21 protein-coding genes are annotated in these 17,777 nt (G+C 53.3%); 20 read left to right on the top strand and 1 reads right to left on the bottom strand.

Translation table 11 applies throughout. The features are described 5' to 3' along the window. Window positions 1–459 precede the first annotated feature (459 nt). From ACKGJP_RS32315 to trxA, 20 genes are all read left to right on the top strand, one after another. On the top strand, window positions 460–1,329 hold the full coding sequence (locus ACKGJP_RS32315) for a PHP domain-containing protein (protein WP_409342844.1): 870 nt from the start codon (window positions 460–462) through the stop codon (window positions 1,327–1,329). A 14-nt stretch (window positions 1,330–1,343) separates the two neighbouring features. Next, on the top strand, window positions 1,344–1,976 hold the full coding sequence (locus ACKGJP_RS32310; protein ID WP_409342843.1) for a DapH/DapD/GlmU-related protein: 633 nt from the start codon (window positions 1,344–1,346) through the stop codon (window positions 1,974–1,976). A 22-nt stretch (window positions 1,977–1,998) separates the two neighbouring features. Beyond that, window positions 1,999–2,700: a GntR family transcriptional regulator gene (locus ACKGJP_RS32305; RefSeq protein ID WP_409342842.1), complete on the top strand. Its 702-nt coding sequence runs from the start codon at window positions 1,999–2,001 to the stop codon at window positions 2,698–2,700. An 87-nt stretch (window positions 2,701–2,787) separates the two neighbouring features. Next, a complete protein-coding gene (phnG, locus tag ACKGJP_RS32300; protein ID WP_409342841.1) occupies window positions 2,788–3,213 on the top strand; it encodes a phosphonate C-P lyase system protein PhnG in 426 nt (141 codons plus the stop codon). Window positions 3,214–3,227: 14 nt separating this feature from the next. After that, on the top strand, window positions 3,228–3,830 hold the full coding sequence (gene phnH, locus ACKGJP_RS32295; protein ID WP_409342840.1) for a phosphonate C-P lyase system protein PhnH: 603 nt from the start codon (window positions 3,228–3,230) through the stop codon (window positions 3,828–3,830). Then, window positions 3,831–4,976, top strand: a complete 1,146-nt coding sequence (locus ACKGJP_RS32290; protein ID WP_409342839.1) for a carbon-phosphorus lyase complex subunit PhnI — start codon at window positions 3,831–3,833, stop codon at window positions 4,974–4,976. A 3-nt stretch (window positions 4,977–4,979) separates the two neighbouring features. Then, window positions 4,980–5,837: an alpha-D-ribose 1-methylphosphonate 5-phosphate C-P-lyase PhnJ gene (locus ACKGJP_RS32285; RefSeq protein WP_409342838.1), complete on the top strand. Its 858-nt coding sequence runs from the start codon at window positions 4,980–4,982 to the stop codon at window positions 5,835–5,837. Further along, entirely contained in the window at window positions 5,837–6,682 is an 846-nt protein-coding gene (locus ACKGJP_RS32280) for an ATP-binding cassette domain-containing protein (protein ID WP_409347313.1), read from the top strand. The genes ACKGJP_RS32285 and ACKGJP_RS32280 overlap by 1 nt, the downstream gene beginning before the upstream one ends. Window positions 6,683–6,706: 24 nt before the next feature. Further along, the gene (gene phnM, locus ACKGJP_RS32275; protein ID WP_409342837.1) at window positions 6,707–7,885 is read left to right on the top strand and encodes a phosphonate metabolism protein PhnM; all 1,179 of its coding nucleotides are present in this window, start codon (window positions 6,707–6,709) and stop codon (window positions 7,883–7,885) included. 15 nt (window positions 7,886–7,900) lie between these two features. Further along, window positions 7,901–8,611: a phosphonate C-P lyase system protein PhnL gene (locus tag ACKGJP_RS32270; RefSeq protein WP_409342836.1), complete on the top strand. Its 711-nt coding sequence runs from the start codon at window positions 7,901–7,903 to the stop codon at window positions 8,609–8,611. A 106-nt stretch (window positions 8,612–8,717) separates the two neighbouring features. Then, window positions 8,718–9,776 (top strand): PhnD/SsuA/transferrin family substrate-binding protein, encoded by a 1,059-nt coding sequence (locus ACKGJP_RS32265; RefSeq protein WP_409342835.1) that lies wholly within the window; start codon window positions 8,718–8,720, stop codon window positions 9,774–9,776. Window positions 9,777–9,821: 45 nt separating this feature from the next. Beyond that, entirely contained in the window at window positions 9,822–10,610 is a 789-nt protein-coding gene (gene phnC / locus ACKGJP_RS32260; protein WP_409342834.1) for a phosphonate ABC transporter ATP-binding protein, read from the top strand. Then, entirely contained in the window at window positions 10,600–11,385 is a 786-nt protein-coding gene (locus ACKGJP_RS32255) for a PhnE/PtxC family ABC transporter permease (protein ID WP_409342833.1), read from the top strand. The genes phnC and ACKGJP_RS32255 overlap by 11 nt, the downstream gene beginning before the upstream one ends. Next, the gene (locus ACKGJP_RS32250) at window positions 11,385–12,257 is read left to right on the top strand and encodes a PhnE/PtxC family ABC transporter permease (protein WP_409342832.1); all 873 of its coding nucleotides are present in this window, start codon (window positions 11,385–11,387) and stop codon (window positions 12,255–12,257) included. The genes ACKGJP_RS32255 and ACKGJP_RS32250 overlap by 1 nt, the downstream gene beginning before the upstream one ends. A gap of 195 nt (window positions 12,258–12,452) precedes the next feature. Further along, on the top strand, window positions 12,453–12,635 hold the full coding sequence (locus ACKGJP_RS32245) for a DUF3934 family protein (RefSeq protein ID WP_409342831.1): 183 nt from the start codon (window positions 12,453–12,455) through the stop codon (window positions 12,633–12,635). 47 nt (window positions 12,636–12,682) lie between these two features. Further along, window positions 12,683–13,129 (top strand): HEAT repeat domain-containing protein, encoded by a 447-nt coding sequence (locus ACKGJP_RS32240; protein WP_409342830.1) that lies wholly within the window; start codon window positions 12,683–12,685, stop codon window positions 13,127–13,129. A gap of 112 nt (window positions 13,130–13,241) precedes the next feature. Beyond that, a complete protein-coding gene (locus tag ACKGJP_RS32235; RefSeq protein ID WP_409342829.1) occupies window positions 13,242–13,523 on the top strand; it encodes a hypothetical protein in 282 nt (93 codons plus the stop codon). Window positions 13,524–13,737: 214 nt separating this feature from the next. Continuing rightward, on the top strand, window positions 13,738–14,166 hold the full coding sequence (locus tag ACKGJP_RS32230; protein WP_409342828.1) for an RrF2 family transcriptional regulator: 429 nt from the start codon (window positions 13,738–13,740) through the stop codon (window positions 14,164–14,166). 74 nt (window positions 14,167–14,240) lie between these two features. Further along, the gene (locus ACKGJP_RS32225) at window positions 14,241–14,621 is read left to right on the top strand and encodes a hypothetical protein (protein WP_409342827.1); all 381 of its coding nucleotides are present in this window, start codon (window positions 14,241–14,243) and stop codon (window positions 14,619–14,621) included. Window positions 14,622–14,651: 30 nt separating this feature from the next. After that, window positions 14,652–14,966, top strand: coding sequence for a thioredoxin (gene trxA / locus ACKGJP_RS32220; protein WP_409342826.1), 315 nt, complete (start codon window positions 14,652–14,654; stop codon window positions 14,964–14,966). A 316-nt stretch (window positions 14,967–15,282) separates the two neighbouring features. Here the strand turns inward: trxA and ACKGJP_RS32215 are convergent, their stop codons facing one another. Next, window positions 15,283–17,577: a helix-turn-helix domain-containing protein gene (locus ACKGJP_RS32215; RefSeq protein ID WP_409342825.1), complete on the bottom strand. Its 2,295-nt coding sequence runs from the start codon at window positions 17,575–17,577 to the stop codon at window positions 15,283–15,285. Window positions 17,578–17,777 lie beyond the last annotated feature (200 nt).

Here is a 17,777-nt window from a genome sequence, read left to right as displayed (position 1 = left end):
GGTTTCCAGCAAAATAGAAGTCTTTCGCGTCGTCTAATCCGGTAGTTTTTCGGATATTCGGACATTTAGCAGCCCCTGGCGTCGTCTAATGCCTCGAACATTCGGCGGGAAGCCGGTTTCCAGCAATAGCAAGGGTAGCTTCAAGTCAATTTACCGAAGAAGCCGGGTTGAAATTAATGGTAAAAAGCCCTTCTGCAAACCGTTGCAGAAGGGTTTTTTCTCGTTCTTCCATAGCCCCTTACATTTTCTTAACATCCCGTTTACAGTGCTTTAACCCTTGTCACTTGGCATCAAGTTAGACTAAGGCCGTGGTCATCAAGCGGTGACTCCGTAATCGGTTCTATCCCATCCGAATGATTCCAAAATGTCAGAAAGTATATCTCCGCTGATTGTTCCATTTCTCGGCAAACGCGCTCGTCTAAAAGACGGCGAAGCCGTTTATCCCCAGGAGGTTCCCTTATGAAAGTCGAGCTGCATTGCCATACGAAACGATCCGACGGTTCCTTTACCTTCGAGGAGGTGCTGGAATTAGCTTTGAAAGAAAAAATCAGCCATCTGGCGGTCACCAATCATGACACGACAGGCGGCCTAGCGGAAATGATGAGCCTGGGGAAGGAACGAGGCATCGAAATCATTCCCGGCATTGAAATATCGGCCTACGATTTCAAGCGGCAAACGAGGGTGCATATGCTCGGCTATTTTATCGAACCGGGGCATGCCGCGCTTGAAGCTTTATGCAGCCCGCTGCTGGTTAAACGCCACGAGGCCAGCTTGATCATGATCGATAAGCTGATCGAGGCGGGCTACTCGATCACCTTGGAGCAGGTCATGAAGCTTGCCGAAGGCGGCACAGGCATTTATAAGCAGCACATTATGCATGCGCTGATCAAGCAGGGCTACACGTCGACCATTTACGGCGAGCTGTACAAAAAGCTGTTTTCCCGCGGCCGGAACGGGGCGGAGCCGGGCATTGCCTATATGCCGTTGGAGTATGTGGAGGCAAGCGCCGCCATTGCGGCGATCCGGCAGGCCGGAGGAGTCCCCGTGCTTGCGCACCCCGGACAGTACGGCAATTTCGACGCCGTGCCGGAGCTGGTGGAGAGTGGTCTCCAGGGAATCGAAGCCTGGCACCCGCTGCATGGACCGGATGACGAAGTGAAGGCGCAGGAATATGGGCTGGAATACGATTTGGTCGTAACGGGCGGATCGGATTTTCACGGGTTCTATGGAGAGAAGTTTGTGACGCTGGGCAGCAAAAGCCCGGGTCTAGTCTGCGTGCATGATTTACTGAAACGCAAAGAAATCCGGATTGGAAATTCACTACGTTAAGGAGCTGTTACGTTATGCGCCCTATTCATCAGCCCGGAGCACACGCGAAGCTTTCACCGGAGCCCAGCATTCACGAAACCAGCCGAATGGAGGGCAGCTTCGCCGGAGAGTGGACCTCGATCGGGCCATTCAACCAGATCGTGGAAACGAAGATCGGCGATTATACCTATACGATGGACGACGTGACGATCAACTACAGCGAGATCGGGAAGTTTACTTCGATCGCGTCCCACGTTTGCATCAATCCCGTCAACCATCCGATGGATCGCGTCACGCAGCACCATATGACTTACCGCAGAGCGGCTTTCGGATTTGCGGAAACGGACGACGAGGATATTTTCAACTGGCGCCGCGGGAACCGGGTCACGATCGGCCACGATGTGTGGATCGGGCACGGAGCCATCGTGATGAAAGGCGTCAACGTGGGTACCGGAGCGGTCATCGGCTCGGGCTCGGTCGTAACGAAGGATGTAGAGCCCTATACGATTGTGGTGGGCGTTCCCGCCAAGCCGATCAGAACGAGGTTCCCCAAGGAAATCGTCGATAAGCTGCTGCAAATCGCCTGGTGGGACTGGCCGCGCGAGGTGTTGGAGGAACGTTTCTTCGAACTGAACGATATGGAACGCTTTATCGAAACATACAGCTGAGCGCGTTGGGAGGCGGACCGGCATGTCCGAAGAGATGGATATTATGGATCGCCTGATTGCGGACATTCAGTCAGGCAAGTACGAGGCCGACGATAAACTGCCGTCCGAGAACGAGCTTGCGGATCTGTACCGGGTTCCCCGGATCACGGCGCGGAAAGCGTACGAGCGGCTCCAGGAGCTCGGCTACATTTATTCCAAGCAAGGGAAAGGCAGCTTCGTCAAGGACCGGCACCAGCGCATTCCGTTAATGCTGTACGGCAACGAAAGCTTCAGCAAGAAGATGCTGCAGCTGGGCTACGACTGCCAGTCCAAAAATATGTTTTGCGAGCCGATCGAATACAACGACAAAATTTATCAGGCACTAGGCGCGGGAGAGAGGGAACGGGTCTTTAAAGTGGGCAGGCTGCGAATCATCGATTCCGTACCGATTGCCCTGCACATTTCGTATGTGGCGGAAGCGCTGTTTGAGGATATCGAACGGACCGGGAGAGCGATCACCTCGATGTTCGAGTTTTACAGGGACAGGGGCTATACGGAGCCTCGTTCCGCACAAACGCTGCTTAGCGTAACCTATCCTTCCAAGTTTGAACGGGACCTGTTCGCGTGCTCGAGCCTGATCCCGCTGTTAGTGCTGGAATCGGAGCTTGCGGATCATCGTACGGGAAAGACGCTGGAGTATTCGAGGATTTTGTACCGGGGAGATTTCTTCACTTATGTACTTTAACGCAATCTTAACATCCGCCCGATTGGCAACAAGATATAGTGGGTCTTGTTTCGGAAGGAATCGCACATAGACGCAAGGAGGTCCGGCATGAAACGCAAGCAAAGGACGGAAATTTTGATTAACGGTTCCGGCGCGGTCGCGGCCGCATTGGCGCAAGAAATCAAGGAACGGCATGAAGTGACGACGGTAGAGGAGCCGAATCACGGCTTGGTCATGGTCAAGGTAAGAGAAACCGCGCAGAAAAGCTTGTTCTACCTGGGCGAGGTGCTGGTCACGGAATGCAAGGTCCGGATCGGCGGACGGATCGGCGTAGGCATCTTGAAGGGCGACGAGCCGGAGCGCGCCTACGATCTGGCCGTTATTGACGCCGCCTACGAAGCCGGACTTAAGGAAACGGCGGCTTGGACGGAAGCGCTGCTGTCCGAAGCGGGCAGAATCGCGGAGGAGCGGAAAGCGTTCGCCGCAGGCGTGCTCAGGACCAAAGTCAATTTTGAAACGATGGACACGGACTGAAGGGAGCGGATTGGATGAAGCTGGATCTGGTTCACGATATACAGACTTCTTACCGGAAAGTGGTGGATGCCATGTCGAGGCCTGGCGTCATTGCGGATCTGGCCGAAGAGGCGGGCAAGCTCGGCAAGGATGCCGGCTGTTTTCCTTCGACGCTGCTGATCGCCATGATGCTGCTGGACACGGAGGTCTCCTTCAAGGTTATATCCGCCAAGGAGGCCGAAGTAACGCACCTGTTCAATCAGTTAACCTATGCCAGAGCGGCGGAAGCGGAGCAGGCGGATTATGTGTTTGTCCTGCAGGATGCGGCGTCGGACGATCTGCGGAGCGCGCTCGAAGGGGCCAAAATCGGGGATCTGCTCGATCCTCACCATTCGGCGACGGTCGTCGTCGAGTCGGAGTCGCTGACCGGAACGGGCGAAGACGCTTTGCGATTGACCGGACCCGGCATCGAAGACGCCTGCTTCGCTCAGGTGAACATGCAAGCGGACTGGGTGGAGATCCGCGCGGAGCGAAACGCCGAGTATCCGCTTGGCATCGATCTTCTCTTCGTCGATACGGACCATCGCCTCCTCTGCTTGCCGAGGACGACGCAGGTCTCGAAAGGGGAGGTTAAGTAAATGGGCTACGTAGCGGTAAAGGGCGGAACGTCCGCCATCGAGGAGTCGCTCAAGCGAATCCGGTACGAGAGAGTCAAGCACGGCGCGATCCTTGACATCGGGCAGATCGAAGGCGGCATGAGAGGCTTGATCGATCAGGTCATGTCGGAAAGCAGTCTGTACAGCGAAACGCTGGCGGCGATCGCCGTCAAGCAAGCGGAGGGCAATCCGGAGGAAGCGGTCTTTTTGCTCCGGGCGTACCGATCCACGCTGCCCCGGAAGCATTATTCGAGAACGGTCGTTTCCGAGGAGATGCTCGTGGAAAGAAGGATTTCCGCCAGCTTCAAGGATATTCCGGGCGGGCAAATTCTCGGCGCCTCAACGGATTACAGCCATCGGCTGCTCGATTTCGACTTGGTCGAAGAAACGGAAGCGGCGGTTATGGAATGGCTGCAGGAATTCGCACATGGAGACGGTGCGGAGCAGGACGGTCACGCTGCCTATACCGATAGCGATACCGAATTGGTCCGGCTGCCCAAAGTGCTCGATTATTTGCGCAGAGAAGGGCTCGTAGCCGATTGCCCGCTCGATGCCCGGGAACCGGACGATGTCACGAGACGGAGCCTGACGTTTCCGGCGAGCCGCAGCCAGAAGCTGCAAATTTTGACCAGAGGGCAGACGGGGGCGGTTACCTCGATGGCGTATGCGGTCATTCGCGGGTACGGAAATGTTCATCCTACCGTCGGAGAGCTGCGCGTCGGCCATCTGCCGATCTATATCGACAGCCCGCTGAAGCCGTCCGAGGACGAGGACGAAGCTTACTTTATCGGGGACGTCAAGGTAACGGAAGTGGAGATGCTCATTCCGGCAGCCGTCGAGAAGGAAAGAGGCAGGCAAGAGCTGGAGCTCGAGTTCGGCTACGGGCTTTGCTTCGGACAGAACGAGACGAAAGCCATCGCCATGAGCATTCTGGATAAAAGTTTGGAGAAGGGCGACCGCAGCCTGCCGACCCAGAACGAGGAGTTCGTGCTTTACCATATCGATTCGGTGGAATCGACGGGCTTCATTTCCCACTTGAAAATGCCGCACTACGTCACCTTCCAGTCGAAGCTGAACGACGTCCGCAAGACGAAGCAAGTCCAAACCTTGGAAGACCAAGAGGTGTAGCCGATGCAAATCCACTATAACTTTGCTTTTTTTGATGAAGGCTCCAAGAGGGAAATCCGGAGAGCGACCTTGAAAGCCATCGCGATTCCGGGCTATCAGGTCCCGTTCGCCTCAAGAGAAATGCCGATCGGGCGGGGATGGGGCACCGGCGGGCTTCAGCTCACGCTATCCCTGATCGGGAAGAACGACGTTCTCAAAGTGATTGACCAAGGCTCGGATGAATCCGTCAATGCGGTCAGCATCAAAAAACTGATCCGCAAAACGACCGGCGTCCAAACTGTTGACGAGACTTCGGAAGCGACCCTGATCCAATCGCGGCATCGCGTTCCCGAGGTTCCGCTCAAGCCGGGCCAAATTCTCGTTCTGCAGGTGCCGATGCCGGAGCCGCTGCGGATGCATGAATCGAGCGAGCTGGAGACGAAGAAGCTGCACGGGGAAAAAGATTACAGCGGAGCGTGGCTGACGCTGTTCGAGCAGATCATGAAATACCGGAATATGACGACCGGCGCCGATCACCCCGTCATGGTGCATGACCGGTACGTCATGGCTCCGAGCCCCATTCCGAAGTTCGACAATCCGAAGCTGCATAGCTCCGAGGCGTTGATTCTGCTCGGTGCGGGCCGGGAGAAAAAAATTTACGCGGTTCCTCCCTATACGAAGGTCGTATCCTTATCGTTCGAGGACGTCCCCTTCCGGGCGGAATCATTTCACGGCAAATCCTGCAAGCAATGCGGAGCCGTTGAGTCCTTCATGGACGAACTATTCGATCCGGATGCAGGCGTCACCTATTACCAGTGCAATGACACAAGCTACTGTTTAAGCCGAATGAATCAGAAGTCCTTATCAAGAGGTGGCGTATGATGGGGGAATTTGCAGCACCGATCCTAACTGTCCAAAATCTGAACAAGCGATTCGGAAACGGATGCGAGCGCTGCGGCAGCGAGGCCGACCGAAAGCTTGACAAAAATTACTGTCCGGCATGCGGCACCGTATACGCCTGTCAAAATCTATCGTTCGAGCTGTATCCCGGGGAAGTGCTGGGCATCGTAGGCGAAAGCGGCAGCGGCAAGTCGACGCTGATGCGGTGCATGTATTTCGATCAGGAAGCGACGAGCGGCGAAGCTTACCTTCAAGCCTACAAAGAGGGAGCGAGCAATATGTTCGCCGAGTCTCCCCAGCAAAAAAGATTTATCCGCAATCATCTGATGGGCAAGGTTTATCAGAATCCGGTTCTGGGACTGAGAATGGGGTTTACGTCCATCGGCAACATCGCCGAGAAGATGATCGCAGCCGGCAACCGGCATGTAGGGGCGATGGAAGCGCGGGGAACCGAGCTGCTCGAGCGGGTCCATATTCCCGTACACCGGATGAAGGAAGCGCCGAAAAACTTCTCCGGAGGCATGCAGCAGCGGGTGCAAATCGCCAAGGCGTTATCCAACAACCCGCCGATTCTGCTTCTGGACGAGGTGACGACAGGGCTCGATTTGTCGGTGCAAGCGAACGTTCTCGATTTGATCAAGCATTTGCAAAGGGAACTAAACATCAGCATGCTCCTTGTTTCGCATGATTTGGGCGTCATCCGCATGCTGGCGGACCGCACGATGGTGATGCTGGACGGCCGGGTGGTCGAGCAGGGCTTGACCGATCAAATTCTCGAAGATCCGCAGCATGCGTATACGCAGCAGCTCGTTCATTCCCTGCTCTAGTTCATCCATAGATGGAGGTGGCCTATGTATCTGATCACGAACGGACGAATTATAACGGAAGAGGCTATTCTGGAAGGCTTCGATCTTTTCATCAAAGGAGACCGGATCGCGCGGATCGCCTTTCGGGGAGCGATCATACCGGATGAACAGACGGAAATCATCGATGCGGCCGGCGGGTACGTTTCCCCGGGGTTCATCGATATTCATTCCGATTACATCGAGCATATGACGGCTCCGAGACCGACCTCTCTGATCGATTTTCGCCTGAGTCTGAGAGAAACCGAGAAGGAACTGATCTCCCACGGCATTACGACGATGTACCACTCGCTGTCGATTTTCAAATCCGTCGATTACAAGTACCGGCCGATCCGCGAGCCGGAGAATGTCAGGAAATTGATCGATTTGATCGATCAGACCCATACGAGCAAGCATCTGGTGCGCCACCGGTTTCACGCAAGATTCGAGATCGACAACATGGACGAGATCGACAATCTCAAGAGCTATATCGCCGAAAAGAAAGTTCACTTGATCTCGTTCATGGATCATACGCCGGGGCAAGGACAATACAGGGATCTGGAAGTGTACAAGAAAACCGTTAAGGGCTACCACGACTTATCGGACGAAGGCATCGACGAGATCATCGCGAACCATCAGATCAAGCCCAAATTGACCGAGGAAGGCATCCGCGAAATCGCCCGGCTGGCTATGGAAAATCAGATTGCCATTGCCTCCCATGACGACGATTCGCTCGAAAAGCTGGAGCTGGTGAAAAGCTTCGGCACCGTCATCAGCGAATTCCCGATTACCCTCGAGATTGCCAAGAAAGCCAAGGAAATGGGGATGTACACGGTAGCGGGCGCGCCGAATGTCATTTTGGGAGGTTCGCACAGCGGCAACCTGTCGGCGGCGGAAGCGGTCGATCACGGCAGCATCGACATTCTATGCAGCGATTATTATCCGGCCGCGATGCTGCACGCCGTCTTTTATTTGGCTAATCAATGCAAGAGAGACTTGGTCGACATGTTCAAGATGGTCTCCCTTCATCCGGCAAGAGCCGTCAATATGGATGGGGAAATCGGATCCATCCGCGAAGGGAAGAAAGCGGACCTTCTCATCATCGAGAAGATCGAACCCGATTTCCCGGTCATCACGGCCGTGTTCGTGGACGGCAAGCTGATTCAGAAAACCAATTACAGAATCTGAAAAAGGGGGGATACCGTGGAAAACATCCTGACGATCGAGCATTTGTCCAAATCGTTCACCCTGCATAACTTGAACAAACAGATCAAGGCGATCGACGATGTGAGCTTTTTCTTAAAGGAAGGCGAGTTTGTCGGCATTACCGGCAAAAGCGGCAGCGGCAAATCGACGGTGCTCCGATGTATCCATCGCACCTACTTGCCGCAAGCGGGCCATATTTGGTACCACTCCAAACGTTTCGGGACGATCGATCTGGCTCACGCATCCGAGCGGACGATCATCGATTTGCGCAAATACGAAATTGGCTACGTCTCGCAATTTTTGAATGTGATGCCCCGTACGACGGCGAGGGAGCTCGTCCGGCACGCGATTGTGGAGATGGGCCATGAGGCCGCGTTCGCCGAGCGCGAGACGGAGAGCATGCTGGATCATTTCGAATTGGACCGCAGCTTATGGGACAGCTACCCTGCTACCTTCTCCGGAGGGGAGAAGCTTCGATTGAACATCGCAAGAGCGATGGTGAAGCGTCCGAGACTGCTGCTGCTGGACGAACCGACGGCAAGCCTCGATCACGCTTCCAAGATCAAAGTGAAGATGCTGATCGAGCAGCTGATGAAGGAAGGAACGACGATGCTCGGCATCTTCCACGACCTGGCGTTCATGCAGAATTTGTGCAACCGGGAATATCAGATCCGGGACGGGCGGTTTGTCGTAGCGGCTGCCAAATAGCAGCTACACAAGAACTTAAAACTGCATTAACAGTGCGATGATAGTAGACCCGTATAGTGAACTTGTCTGGCCAAAACCGATTTGTCAATTCGAGAGGAGTTTAAAAATGAAGAAGGCGCTTGCCCTTGTCTGTTCCTTATCTCTTGCGGCGGTTGTTGCAGGCTGCGGTACGAAAGCAGCGGATTCCCAAGGAGCTTCCGCTCCCGTCAAAACGAAGGACACCATTACGATCGCCTGGTATCCGAACGAATCCGGCGCGGATTTGAAGGACGCCCGGGATGAAATCGGCAAAGTCATTGAGAAAACAATCGGCAAAAAAGTCGAGCACAAAACGACTACGGACTATATCATCGCAATCGAAGCAATCGCTAACGGAAATGCCGACTTGGCGTTTATGGGGCCTCAGGGCTACATCGAAGCGAATGCCAAAAATAAAAAGGTGCAGCCGCTCATCGTGCAAAGCGGCGAATCCGGCACCCTGGACGATGCCGTCTACTACAGCTGGCTCAACGTCAAAAAAGGAGAAGAAGGGGCTTATAAAAACGGCAGCGAATTTTCCATCGACAACATTGCCGGCAAGAAATTCTCCTTCGTTTCGAACAGCTCCACGTCCGGGTTCAAAGTGCCGTCTGCGGGAATCGTCAGCTATTTCAGCAAAAAGGATAAATACAAAAGCTTGACGCCGGATGATTTGCTTCAAGGCGGGAAAGACAAGTTTTTCTCCGAGGTGCTGTTCGGCGGCTCGCACCAGGGCGCAGCGGTCAACCTGCTGACGGGCAAAGCGGATGTCGCCGCGTTCTGCGACACCTGCGTAGCCAACTATGTGGAATTGGCGTCCGGAACCGCGAATAAGCCGGGGGCCGTGTATAAAGTAAAGCAAGGCGCAGCGGAACCGTTCAACACGCTGGTCGGGAAGGAATTTTCGCTGATTTCCGTAACGCCGGTGCTCAATTCGCCGTTTGCCGTCAATACGGGAACGATTAGCGCGGATGACACGAAGAAGCTGAAAGACGTCTTTACTTCCGATGAAGTGACCAAAAACGAGAAAATTCTCATTCCGAAGGATTCCAAAGCATCCGGATTGTTCAAGCAGAAGTCCGGCAAGGAGCACTTCCTTACGGTAGAAGACGCTTGGTTTAACCCCGTCAGAGAGCTGTCCAAGTAAGTGGAGCCGGCGCTTATTCGCAAATCAAACGATCGGGAGCTGCCCATGACGACGTTATTGGAATTCAAGAAGGTATGCAAGCAATACGGCCACGATACGAAGGCATTGTCGGATATTAGCTTCTCCGTGAAAGAAGGGGAGTTCGTTACGGTTATCGGACCGTCGGGAGCGGGAAAGTCGACTCTCCTTCGCTGCATTAACCGGATGATCGATGCGAGCAGCGGTGAAATTGTGTTTGACGGAGCCGATGTGCTCGGACTCGGCAAGAAAGAGCTTAAGAGGCTGCGGACGAGAATCGGCATGATTTTTCAACATTATAATCTGGTCAACCGGCTAAGCGTGATCGAGAACGTCCTGCACGGCCGGCTCGGCTACAAGTCCACGCTGGCGGGCGCTCTGGGCCTATACAGCGAGGACGAGAAACGGCAGGCGTACGGCCTGCTGCGCATATTGGGGCTGGAGGACCATATGTACAAACGGTGCGACCAGTTAAGCGGCGGCCAGAAGCAGCGGGTGGGCATTGCCAGAGCCTTGATCCAGGATCCCAAAATGCTGCTGTGCGACGAGCCGATCGCTTCCTTGGACCCGAACGCCTCCAAGGTCATTATGGAGCATCTCAAGAACATTTCGTCCTCCATGGGCATCACCGTCGTCATCAATCTGCATCAAGTAGACGTGGCGCTGAAATATTCGGACCGGATCATCGGCGTCAACAAGGGCAGAGTCGTATACGACGGAGCCCCCGACCGGATAACGGAAGCAACGCTCCAGAGCATTTACGGCTCCGAGGCGGGAGAAATCATCGGCAAGCAGGGAGGACAACATGCAGGGTGATTTCTTTGCGAAGAAAAGAAACCGCTCGCTCCTTTATGGCGCATTATTGATCTTGCTGACGCTGGCCGCCATGATCGTGACGGAATATGACGCGGTGAAAGGGCTGACGTCCATTCCGAAGGCGGCGGAGTGGGCCTTGTCCAACTTTTATCCGAACGAAAAAGCGATGAAGAAGCTTCCCGACATCGTGGATCAACTGATCGAGACGGTGTTGATGTCGATTGCGGCTACGACCGTGGCTGCCGTGTTCGCTCTTCTGTGCGCGATATTGGGCTCCAATACGACCGGGGTGAATCGGCTTTTCAGCGCCTTCAGCAGGGCGGTAGCCACCCTGTTCCGCAACATAGATGTCGCGGCGTGGTCGATGATTCTGCTTTTTTCCTTCGGCCAGAGCGTCATGACAGGTTATTTCGCGCTGTTTTTCGGATCGTTCGGCTTCTTGACCCGGGCCTTCATGGAATCGATCGACGAGGTGAGCAACAGTTCGGTGGAAGCGCTGAGAGCTACGGGCGCAAGCTATTTCTCGATTATTTTCCAATCGGTCATCCCTTCGAGCATTCCTCAGCTGCTGAGCTGGATCTTGTTCATGGTGGAAACGAACATCCGCCAAGCCACATTGATCGGCATCCTGACAGGGACCGGAATCGGCTTCTTGTTCAGTCTGTATTACAAAAGCTTGAATTATAGCTCCGCCAGTCTGGTCGTGATCGTCATCGTATGCGCCATCATGGTCATCGAATATATTTCAAATTATGTGAGAAGGGTGATCTTGTAATGGGATGGGAGGAATCGGTCGGCGCCGTCTATAAGAAAACCGGCAGTCCGGTCGAGCGGCATCGCGAAAGACCGCTTAAGGCGAAGCCTTTCAATAAGGCTTCCTTCGTTATCCAAGCGACGCTGGTCGCGCTAGCGGCGTTGACCGTGTACGGCTTCGCAACCTTCGACTATAAAGGCATCAACGTATTCGAGGGTATCATGTCTATGGCGGCTACGGTCAAAACGATGTTTTTGGAGCCGCATTTGCAGCATTTCACTTTCACCGAAGCGCTCAAACAAATTGTCGTTACGCTGGGACTTGCGTTCCTGACGACCTTATTCGGTTCGGTTGTCGCGCTTATTCTTGGGCTGTTGGCAGCCCGAAACTTATCCTCCCGTACGGCTTCAGTGATCATCAAAGGGCTGGTCGCTTTCATCCGGGCCGTTCCGACGGTGCTGTGGGTGCTCATCTTCGCGGTCGCCGCCGGGCTGGGCAGCGTAGCCGCCGTTATCGGCATGACCTTTCACTCCGTAGGTTATTTGATCAAGGCTTATTCCGAGTCTTTCGAAGAATTGGATAAGGGCGTTGTGGAAGCGCTGAAAGCAAGCGGCGCCAACTGGTGGCAGATCGTGTTCCAGGCGGTGATCCCTTCCTCCATCACGTATATCATCTCTTGGACGTTCATGCGGTTCGAGATCAACTTTGCCGTTGCCGTGGCCATGGGCGCTGCAGCCGGCGCAGGCGGGATCGGGTTCGATATGTTTATGGCAAGCGGATTTTACTATGATTTGCGGGAAGTCGGGGTCATTACCTACTTTATATTGGCTTTTGCCGTCGTGCTGGAGCTTGTAGCGGCCAGACTGAAAAGAAAGCTAAGGGCAAGCGCGTAACAGGCTTTAGCGGCGATAGCGGCGAACATATTCAGGCATAATGAGAAGCTCGAGTATTTTACTTGAGCTTTTTTGTGTACATCTTGTATCGGTTCCTGTATAGTTTCATCATGCAAGGGTAATGATTCAAGTCAAATGGATAAAACTAACGAGGTACGGGCAGTTCAACATACAAATCATTAACGGAGTGATCATTTGAGTAAAGCGAAAGGCAAAGGCGGAACGGGCAGAGGAACGGACAAAAAGGGCTGGAACCGATGGCAGGCCAGCGCCAACCGGGCAAGAAGCGCCCCCAAGCCGTATAAGAGCAAAGGCACCAAAAAAGAGGATGGCGCAGCGGGCGAGGGCGGCAGCAAAGGCGGTAAATCCGAGAAGTAGGTCCACGGCAATGATTTTGAAATATAACTAGCAGGAGATGAAGTCATTTGGAAAATCTAGAAGTGAAAAGCGAGCTGCCTCCTAATTATGAGCAGTTGAAAACATCCGCCAACCGGGCGTCCAATTGGAGAGAGCGTTTAGCCGCGGTCGAAGAGCTGGGCCAGTGGAAAAACAAGCAATCCATCGATATTTTGACGCATAGAATGAATAACGATGTCGTATACACCATCCAAGAGGCCGCTTACCGTACGCTCAAGGCATGGGGTGAGGAAGTTCCGGCGCCGCCGAAGGAAGACAACGACTTCTTGATTAAGGGCGTTACGAAAATCTTGATCCGAATCAAGAAAAGCTTGCCCAAGGACCATACGTACGAAGCGTTCAAAGAAAAGCTGAAAAAGATGAGACTCGATGTGTACGATGCGTACGAAGGGGCAAAGGGCGCCGACTTCGATCAATGGCTGGAAAGCAAGTGGGCATCCTTATCGATCAAGTAGGCCGAGCTGAGAGGCGATATTTTGACGGAGCCCAAGCAATTGGGCATGCAGTGTGTTATGATAATGAGAAAACATATTTAGGAGTGGTACTCTGAAAAAGCATCAAAAGCCTATGTCGTTCGAAGACCTGCTTAAAGATTTGCAAGGCCAAAAAACGGTTCAAGAAGATCAGCTTTCTTTAAACAAACTGTTTCACGAAGCGTTCATGAGCAAGTATTCAAGTTTTAAGAGCTTTGACGAGTTTTTGGAGAAGGGGAATTTTCAAGTAAAGACGCAAGAAGATATCCTTAACATCCCTGACGAGCTTTTTGACCGCCATGTCCAGAGAGAGACGAACTTCTCGAATTGGAAGTCCATGCTGGATCAAGCGAATATGGAATATGAAGCTAAATAACATACAGACGCAGCTAAGAACTCGGCCGGGTAACCGCACGGGTTCTTTGTTTCTTATGGGCGTTGTACTTATGGTTTTCGGACAAAAGGGAAAACTATTGCTAAAATTCGATTCGGCTTCAAGCCGTACGGCGCGCCCTTTTTGCATTGGCAGTTGACACTTTGAACTGTAACAAATATAATAACAGTAAGTGGACGGGAAGGGGGAGCAGAGGGTGAACAGCGAATTTACGATTGCGGTACACAGCTTGGTGTTTCTTGCTTATAGACCGGATCGTATGGCTACAAGCGATGTCATCGCCCACAATGTGAATACCCATCCGTCACGTTTGCGCAAGGTGATGAGCTGCTTGAAGAAGCAAGGCTTCGTCGTAACGAAGGAAGGCATTGGCGGCGGATTCATGCTGAACTGCAACCCGGATAAGGTGACGCTAGCCGAGATTTATGGCGCTACCTCCATCGGCTCGATCAAACCGGCATGGTGTTCCGGCAAAGGAGACGAGGGTTGCGTGGTGGCCTGCAATATGGCGGAGGTGATGGATCATATTTTCTGTGAAGCCGAACAACAGATGCTGGTCTATCTGCAGCGTACGACGATAACCAACGTGCTGGAGCGGGTACGGGACGCACAGCGGCAGAAGTAGCTTTTTATGGCCTAACTATCACTAAAATTAAAACAGTTATGCGTACAGCAAACTGAAGGAGAGGGTGAACGGGAATGAGTACGACAGCGTTGATACAAGAAGGCGATTGGGTTAGCGGGACTTCCCAGCAGGATGAGAAATTTATCGGATATGTGGAATCGATGAACCAGGGCGGCGGTTTGAAGGTTTGGGTGACGCAGTGCGACCGCGAGGAAGCGGTCGGGACGGTAACGGACGTGTCCTTGGCAAAGGTGAGAAAAATGCCGGACTATACGCCTTCGACTTCCGTCGAGCTGCAAAGTTTGATTGAGCTTGCGCTTGCTACGCATGATAAGGAATGGTTCGAATCGCTAAGCGCCAAGCTGACGGCTCTTGCTGCGGCGGCAGCCGACAAGGCTGACGAGACGCCGTACCGTTACACCCCTCGTTCTCGGCTGTTTCGAATAGCGGATTAACAAACATAACCCATTAAGGAGTGGAGTACAATGGCGATTATCAATACGACGGATGCCGAGTTTCAACAAACGGTGAAGGACGGCGTGGTGCTTGTGGATTTCTGGGCGCCTTGGTGCGGTCCCTGCAAAATGATCGCTCCGATCCTGGAGGAGCTGAGCGGCAAGGTAGGCGATACCGTAACGATTGCCAAAGTGAACGTGGACGATAATCCGGAAACGGCAAGCCAGTACGGCATTATGAGCATTCCGACGCTCAAGCTGTTCAAAGACGGCGTCGACGTTACGACGATCGTGGGCGTTCGCCCGCTGGCCGAGCTGGAAGCGACGGTTCGGCAGCATATGTAATGGGATGGTGTTTTGTATCGAGCAACAGTAACGCTACTATGAGGAGCCAGTCAAGCGCCTGCTGACTGGCTGTTGCTATTTTTTGGCCGAGGAGCAAGGTTGCAACCACTACTCATTTGGCATAGAGCGTTTCGGATTGGCCTGACCGGCTTCTCAACGCTGGCTGGAGGTTTATCTGCCCACATTTCGTTGTCAGTGAAGGAATGGATGTGAAAATTCACATCCAGTAGGGCCAAAACCCCGCAGGAGGGCCAACGGATGTGAATTTTCACATCCAATCGAGCCAACGAATGTACACCCTACCCCTCCCCAGCAGCTACCTTTTGCCGCCTGACATGTTTTTATACTCGCCGGGGTTGATGCCCTCGTATTTTTTGAAGAGGCGGCGGAACGTCAGGTCGTTGTCGAAGCCGACTTGCAGCGCGACTTCGCGGACGGTCAGGTCGTCGGCGAGCAGTGTTTTGGACAGCTCGATGCGGCGTTTGTTCAAATAGTCGACGAAATTGGTGCCGGTTTGGTTCTTGATAAAACGGCTCAAGTACGAGAGGGAGCTGCCGAATTGGTCGGCCAAGCTGGTCAGCGTCAGGTTGCGGTCGGTCAAATGCTCGTGAATGTAGGTCAACACCTCGTCCCGCAAATCGGTGTTTTTGCTCTCTTTTTTCCGAATGACGATCTCGCAGGCATGGCGGTACAACTCCTCGATAAAGCCCGTCATCTCGCTGTGCGTCTCCAGATGAAGGAACTCGTCCATGTGAAAAGCCTGCTGGTTGTCGATATTCAGATCCTCCAGCGCCTTAAGCGCGCACGCCGCCATGTTGAAGAACAAATTCCGCGCCGCTGCCGGCGGGAGCGAGGCGTTCGAGATATGCGTATCCACGATATCGCGGAACAGCTTGATCGCTTCGCCGTAATCGCCGACCCGAATGAAGTTGACGAGATGGTCTTCCTTCTCCGTCCGGTAATAGTAGGCAGGCAGGGTAAAGGCGTCCTCGATTTCCTCGTAGAAAATAACCGAACTGTTTCCCCGGATGAACCGGTAATCGAGCGCGGCGTTCGCTTCGCGGTACGAGCTGCGCAGCTCATCCAAGCCTTTGCAAGCTTTGCCGACACCGATCGCTTTGCAAACGATGCCGGCGTTTTTGAATGCGCATACAATTTCTTCAATGCTTGGGGTAATCTGTTCTTTATATGCCGAGCTGATGACGATGACTTTATGCTTCCCGCCTATATCGACAAAGTAGACGGCGTTTTTCTGCCCGGACAAGCGAACGATGATATCCTGCTGCACCGCTTCGGGGATCGTATGGCCGGCGTCGAGAATAAGGGATGCGCAGGTAAAAAAGCTGTTGTTGTACGTAATCTCCATCATTTCCATCGTCTCCAGCAGCTTGGAACCAGCCGGGACAGGTTTTCCTTCCAGCAGTTGAATGAACAACGAATTCCGCACAAGCGGCTTGTAAATTTCGATGTCTTCTTTTGTTTTGTTTTCATAGTCGAGCATAGCATGGAACGCTTTTTGCAAAAAGTTGAACTCGTTCGGCCGTTTGCTGGCGTTTGGCAAGTTCAGCAGCCGCGGACTGATTTCCTTCAGGATATTGGCAAGCGGCGTGTAGTTCCGAAGCGCGAGAATGTAGGAAAGCACGAGTCCGGCGAGCACCGACAATACGGTAATCCATAACGTGATCGTTTTGATTTGGTTCACTTTGGCCATCGCCGTGTTTAACGGGACTGCGGCGATATACGACCAGCCGTTAACCGTCGAGTCCGAGCGGATGACAATCAGATCGTCTCCGCCCGGCGCGGCCAAATTCGCAATGCGCCCTGCAGATAGAGACGGGTGCTGCGAGGTCAGGAAGGTTTTCATCGCCTCGTCGACGTTGACGCCCGTAATGAAGCGGCCGTCCTTGTCTATGATAGATAAGCTGCCGTTGTTCGTGATCGTACTTATATTCAGGCTGTCCTGCAGCGTATGCTCGTCGATAAAAGCGAGAAACGTTGCCTTGAAATCTTTGGCCACCATCGGTAGAGATTGAACGTAAGTGAGCAAGCTTCTCGATTGCTTGTAGGTCAGAACTTTAGCTGGATTGCGGATTTCGGCGAAGCTTCGCTCGGCCAGCAGATCGCTCCAGTAGTCGGCGGTCAGGCCGTCATAATAGAAAGCGTCTTCAAAGAAGGAGGCCAAATTATGCTTTCCCTGACTGGAGAGAATCAGGTCCTGCTCGCGAAAGAAGATCGCCAAATCGCTGATGAAGCCGTTGATGCCTTTGAGCGTCGTCAAGTCGTTCATATGATATTGAAACGCTAAAGGGTTAGCCGCCATGTAGTCGGCCGTAGTTCCCCGCATGTACATAATTTTTTGGACCCACTGCAATTCGGAAATATGCGCGGTCAGGACGTGCAGCGCCGCTATTTTGGCGTCGACGTTCTTGGCTGCGTCGTGTACGGCGTTCAAATACGTTTTCTCCGTCTGCGTCTTGACGATGTCGAAGGTCAAGGCGTAGATGATGACGCCCAGGATCATGAACGGAACCGTAAACACGATAATGTACGATACGAAAAACTTCGTAAAAACGGAGCTGCGGTTCCGGGGAAGCGCGGGCAGCTTGAACATAAATTCGATCTCTCCTTTCAGTCCGCAGGCATTCGTGATCATAACATAAAACATTTGCCTGCGAAAGTGGCTTTGCGGCGCAGCGGGCGGTATGTAAAAAGGTGATCTGTCCCGCAAAAATTGTATCTCGCGGACATGGGCTCGTCTGTGTATCAATAGAAGGAGCGGCGCAACGGTTGAATCTGTCTGCAAAAAACGAC

The sequence above is a fragment of the Paenibacillus litoralis genome, assembly GCF_046244365.1.
In the GTDB taxonomy this organism is placed as follows: Bacteria; Bacillota; Bacilli; order Paenibacillales; family NBRC-103111; genus Paenibacillus_V.
Note: the sequence above shows the minus strand (reverse complement) of the source record. Positions and strands in the feature narration are given on the sequence as shown.